General features: G+C 62.6%; 2 protein-coding genes. Both read right to left on the bottom strand.

Annotation, left to right across the window (positions count from 1 at the left end):
* Positions 1 to 218: 218 nt before the first annotated feature.
* On the bottom strand, positions 219 to 635 hold the full coding sequence (locus ACRC0P_RS15000; RefSeq protein WP_438632114.1) for an REP-associated tyrosine transposase: 417 nt from the start codon (positions 633 to 635) through the stop codon (positions 219 to 221).
* A gap of 108 nt (positions 636 to 743) precedes the next feature.
* Entirely contained in the window at positions 744 to 5,834 is a 5,091-nt protein-coding gene (locus ACRC0P_RS14995) for an OmpA family protein (RefSeq protein ID WP_438632113.1), read from the bottom strand.
* Positions 5,835 to 6,000: the final 166 nt, after the last annotated feature.

Genomic DNA, 6,000 nt, shown 5'->3' with positions numbered 1-6,000 from the left:
GCGCTGGAATACCGGCGACGCTTGGTGGGTGTCTTCTCTGGGATGATGTCAGTCATAGTAGGTGTCCACTTGTTGATAGGTGGACACCTAAACTACAGCCCCTGGCCGTGGTGGGAAGATGAGTTCACCGGACGCTTACGTTGTAGGAGCCTGCTTGCAGGCGAACAGAGGCGGAGCTCCGTAGCCTTTCGCCTGCAAGCAGGCTCCTACAGGTGGGGTCAAAGCCAGACGGCATCCCAGAGGGAATAATCGCGCAGGGAGGAAACCAGGCCGGCCCGCAACGGATTGGCGACGATATAACGAGCTGTGGCCTGCAGGTCCTCTTCCTTTCGTAAAGCGTGATCGTGAAAGCCGCGCTGCCATACCGGGCCCTGCCATTTGTCGCGCAAAGCCATGGTCGTCAGAGATTTTACTTTTTGTACGGTTCGCGAAAGGTCGGCCGATTCTTGCAGTTGTGCCAGCCAGTGAATATGGTCCGGCATTACCACGTAGCAGAGTGTAGCTGCGCTGTCTTTCACTTTCTGCATCGCGCAAACGAAATGACGACCGGCCCAGAAGTCGGAAAATATCTTCTGCCGCTGGTGGCAGACGGCGGTAATCAGATAGATACGGTTTGATTCGCTGTGTCGGCCCAACCGCAAGCGGTGGCTCTGTGCTCTCCTTTGCATCAGGCCTTTTTACTCAAATGCGCAGCGTTCGTAAAGATCAACTAGCGCTGTAGGAGCCTGCTTGCAGGCGAACAATCAAAGCTTGCCAACCACGTTCAGGAACACGCCCTGGCTGTCGAAATCCAGCTGCGTCAGGTCGTCGGAGAAGTCGGTGAAGTTGTAGCCCACACCAACTTTCAAGTGTTTGCCCATATGCCGGTAGAGGCCCACCAGGAAGCCGCTGCGGCTGTCTTCGGCATCCGGCAGGTCGAGCATGCGCCCTTCGACGAGCAGGTCCCAGCGGTTGACGAAGTGCCAGTCCGCGCGCACTACATATAAGCTGGCGCGGCTGTCGAAAAATTCCGGGTCCTGGCGGTCCAGGCTTACCTGGCCCAGGCGGTAGGCGTACTTGCCGCCCAGGCTCCAGCGGCGGCTGATGTCGTAGGTGGTGTCCACCGAGAAGATATGGCTCTTCTGGATAAACTCGGTGGCCGTGTTGTTCACCGTGACCTGGTCAGAGGTGGGCACGTTGTAAAAATAGGTGTACTTCAGCAGGGTGTTCCAGCGGTCGTTGTCCACCGGGCGGTAGGCGTAACCCACTACCCCTTCGGTATATTTACCGTCGTAGAACTCGCCCTGGGAACTCTTGCTGTCGGAGTAGTTGAGCTTTCCCACCAAACGCCAGTCCGGACTGACCTGGTAGCTGAAGGTGTTTTTCAGCAGCCAGGTATCCCGCTCCGATTCGGAAATGGTGCTTTCATCCACCGGTGTTTCCTGGATATCGGTGCGGTACTCGACGGCGGAGGAGAGACGGGTGTTTTCAGAGTCATACCCCATGCTCAAACCGAGGGCGCGGCGCTCGGTCTGCGCGCCGGTGCGCGGGTCCTCCAGGGTACCCGCCTCCACACTGGTGCCGTAACTCCAGCGGTCACTCGGGGCCAGATCCACGCCCAGGGCGTGGGTCAGGCCGGTGGAGACGTCGCCGTGGCTGTAGCGCTCCTCGCCGTAGATGCTCAGGGTATCGGAGTAGCGGCTGCGGAAGCCGGTGCTCATATTGCCCTTGCGCGCGCGCAGGCCGGTGTCGGTGCGCTCGTTGTCGAGGGCATAGTTCAGGTACAGGTTGGTGCGGTCGGAGATCAGGTAGTCGGTCCCCAGGCGTGCGGCGGTGCCGGTGTCGCCACCGGAGACTTCGCTGTCCAGGGTCAGGCGTTCGCTCACCCGATAGGCGCCGCCCAGGCCCACGCGGTCGTTCTCTTCGCGGGTGCCTGTGACTTCCAGGGTGCGCTGCACGAAACCGAAGGCGCTCCAGTTTTCACCGGAGTTGTAAGCGGCTTCCACCGCCATATCGGTTCTGTCGCCCTGGGTCTGGGTGGCGGGCACCACCGGCGAAAAGTCCTCGCGGGTGTCGGCGCGGGCGGCGGTGGCGAGTCGCCAGCGGTCGCTGATCCGGTAGCCCACTTCCATATCCACCGCCTCGGTGTGTAGCCCCAGATCCTGCTCCTTGCTGTCTGCCTTCAGGCCCACATCAAGCCGTTCACCGATGGGCAGATTGACACTGGCACCGTACTGGGTGGTGTCCCTGAGAGTCTCCTGGCCCGGCGCGGAGAATCCGGCCTCGCGCTCCTGGTGGTAGAGGGTGCCGGAACCCCGCGCGCCCTCGAAGAAATCGGCCAGTTGCAGGCTGGCCTCCACCCGCGAGGCGCCGGCCTTGGCATCCGGGTCCAGGGCGCTCTCGTTGCCGAAATTGTAACCGCCGTCGAGGGAGGAGTAGCGGTCCAGGTTGCCGCCCTGGCTGTCCGCCACTTCCATTTTCAGCCAGCTGCCGGCGCTCTTACGCAAGGTGAGGTCCACGCCCTGGAGAGAGCTCTCGTTGTCCTCCTCGTCCTGCCGGGTGCCGCTGACACCCAGTTTGACGTAGTCACCGAGCCAGTAGTGGGCGCGCCCGCCCACGGCGAGAGTATCTATCTCCTCGAACCCGGGGGTGTACTCGTAGCGCGCCACCAGGTATTGCGGGTTGCCGTTGAAGGCGCCGTCCTGGATCAGCAGGTTGTCGTTGGCCAGCGCGGACAGGGGTTTGTTCAGCAGCACGCGGCCCTGGATATAGTCGATATCGTAATCGACCACCGCGGTGAGGTTTCTCACCGCCAGCACGATGTCCGAGTCCTTGTCCCGCACTTCCACCCGCAGGCGCTCGGAGCCGGTGGAAATATCCTGGTGGCGCAGGAAGTACAGCGAACCGCCGGTGCCGCGGAATTCGTCGCGGCCGTCGACGGTACCCGGCTCGGCGCCGAAGCCGTCGATCTGGAAACGCTTTTCCCCGAAGCTGGTCACCGCATCGCTCTCGAAGTGCCCGTTGGCACCGTAGAGGGCGCGGTCGATATGGGCCAGTTCGTTGTCGGTGTAGGCGGCCTTGAAATTGCCCCACAAACCGTAGTCGTCATACTTGGACAGCTTGACGTAAAACTTGCCGGAAGTGGGCGCATCCTCCACCACCGTGGAGTCGTCACCGAAGGTCGGGTAGTAGAGGTCCGAGTCCATGCGGCGGAAGAGTTCGTCGGGGGATTTTTCCATAAAGTTGGAAAAGAGCTCGTCCACTGGCCCCTCTTCGGTATCCGCGCTGGCGGCCAGGCGCCAGCCCTCGCCGAAACCGCCGCTGGTGTAGAACGCCAGGCGGCCGTCGTAGCTGACGGAGTTGTCGTAGTGGGTTTCATCGCCGGTCACCAGCGCCGCCGGACCGTTGGTCTTGTCGTAACCGATGGTCAGGTCGGCGATGCCCACGGTAAACCAATCGTCGTTGGCGAAACGCAAATCGCGCAGGAAGAGATCGCCGTTGCCCTGCTCGTCCAGCACCGCCACTTCCACCGTGTGCAGGCCCTTGCCGAAAATCTGCTCGGCGACGAACTCGCCCTGCCCGCTCACCGGCACCGGGTTGCCGCCCAACCACACGGTGTGCTCCGCGGGAATCTGCGAACCGTTGACCAGTACCGTGTTGCCGTCCAGGGGAATATTGCGGTGTGCCAGGCGGTTTTCGCCGTAGCCCACCAGTAGCTCCCGCTCCACGTCGGTTTCCTCCAGGGGGGCATCCAGGCGGTCCACCAGCCACAGGATCTGGGGCTCGGTCTCGTCGTAGCGGCCTTTTTCGTCGTAGACGCGCAACAGGTACTGGAGTTTTTTCAGCGGTGCACGGAACTCCTCCAGCTCCGCTTCCCACGCGCCTCTGCCGTTCACATCCAGCTCCACCACTGCCAGCGGCATGTCGCGCACCGACTGCTCCTCCTCGAACAGGCGCACTTCCGCGCGCTCGATAAAGGACGGGTAGTTGGTGTAGCTGCGGAACTGCACGCGGCTGTCCGCCACCTCCGTCTCCGGATCGTCGGCGTAGCGGATGGTGTTGGGCCAGGCACTGACGTTCAGCCGCGGCTGCATTTTCTTGTTGTCGAAGCGGAACTGGATGTTGGCATTCTCCAGAGCCACGTCGGTGCAGCGCTGCAGGTCGGCGGAGTTTTTATAGGGGTCGTACTCCGGCTCGCCGTCCACGGTGATGCGCATCAGGTTCAGGGCATAGGGATTGTTGGCCCGGGCCTCGCGCTGGATGCGCTCGATTTCCAGGCGATCCTTATCCGCGAGCACTGCCAGTTCGTCGTAGAGCACCTGCACTTCCACGCGGGCGCCGTCCAGTTGGATAAAGCCGGTGGTCACCACGTCGTCGGACTGCACATAGCCGCGCCCTTCGAACTCCACCTGTTCGTCGCTGAGATTCAGGTGTTGCTGCACCGCCTCCATGGCGCGGCGCGCGCGCGCGGAGGAAAGGCCCACGTCGTCGCCGTAGACCATAGCCTCGCGGCGCTCCATGTGCTCGTTGTCGCTGTAGCCGACAAAAGCCACGCGCACATTGGCCTTGTCCGCCACCTCCGCCATCAACCGGCGGATATGCTCCAGCTGCGACTGGGAGATCAGCGGATCACCCTGTTCGAAACGGATCGGCTGCAGCGCGCTGGTGGGAGATTCGTGGGCGATGGTGATAGTTTCCGCGTTGGCCGCCTCCGGGCAGGCCTGCACATCGTCGCCGGCGGTTTCCATCGGATCGTCGTACCAGAACTCCACTTCCACGCGGCGGTTCAATGCGCGGCCCTTGGGGGTATCGTTGTTGGCGATGGGCTGGCTGGCGCCTTTGCCACTGCTGGTCACCGCGTAGCCGGGCAGCCCCAGCACATCGCGCACCGCCAGTGCCACCCGGCGCGCCTCGGCTCGGGACAGCCCCATATGGTCGCTGTACAACTGCGCGGGCCGGTCCGGCAGCGGCAGGCTGTCGGTGTGGCCGACGAAGTGAATCACCAGATTGTTCTTGTCCGCCAGGTTGGCGCGCACCTCGCGGATGCGGCGCACGAAGGCGTCGGGCAGATCCACCTGGCCCGGCTCTATACGCAGGGGCGTGACCAGGTTTTTCAAACGCGCGCGCTGTTCGCTGCCGGCGGTGTAGCGCAGCCTGCACACGGTTTCCTGGCGGCACACCTTGACCCGGTTCAGCTGCAGCGCCTGGGCGCGGGCCTGTTCCGCCTGGGCCTCTTCGTCCAGTTCGTCGTAGCTGAGCTGCACCTGCACGCGACGGTTCAGTTCGCGTCCGGTGCTGGTGATATTGTCCGCAACCGGCTCGGCGTCGCCGCGGCCCTCGAAGGAGACCGCCTCTTCCGGCAGGTCCAGGGCCAGTTGGAAAAATTCCGCCACCAGCTGCGCGCGGGCGCGGGTAAATTCGGTTTTGTCCGGGTACTCCGCCAGTTGCTGCGGAGGGAGCGGCTCGCTGTCGGTGTGGCCGATAAAGTGCAGTTTCAGGTTGTAGGCATCGCCCAGTTCTGCCAGTTTTTCCTTTAGCGCCTCGATGGATTCCGGGGGAATATCATCCTCCACCGCCTCGAAGGGCAGCGGCTCGATAATATTTTCCTCGATCACCGGTTCCATCGCTTCGGAGAACAGAGTGGCGTCCTGCACCCACTGGCGGCGGGGCTGGCCCAGGAGCATGGATTCGGTGTTGTTGCCGACGGGGTTTTCGGTGTATTCGACCCCGGGTTCCTCGATTTGCGGAGACAGGCCGGGGATTTTTTGCCAGACCTGCCACCAGGGGGTGTCGGGGGTTTGGGGTTCTTCGGTTTCCTGGGCGTAGGCGGGGAGTGCGAGCAGGAAAGCGAGCACGGTTAAATGCGGAATGCGGAATGCGGAATGCGGAATAAACCGCGAGCCCCATGTAGGAGCCTGCTTGCAGGCGAATTTCCGCGCTTGCCGGGCAATATTCGCCTGCAAGCAGGCTCCTACACCGGTAGATACCTCTTCATTCATTCCGCATTCCGCATTCATCATT

Origin of the sequence: Microbulbifer sp. (assembly GCF_051659245.1) — a bacterium.
Classification (GTDB): Bacteria; Pseudomonadota; Gammaproteobacteria; order Pseudomonadales; family Cellvibrionaceae; genus Microbulbifer.
The sequence above is the reverse complement of the archived record's forward strand: the minus strand, read 5'-3'. Positions and strand labels throughout refer to the sequence as shown.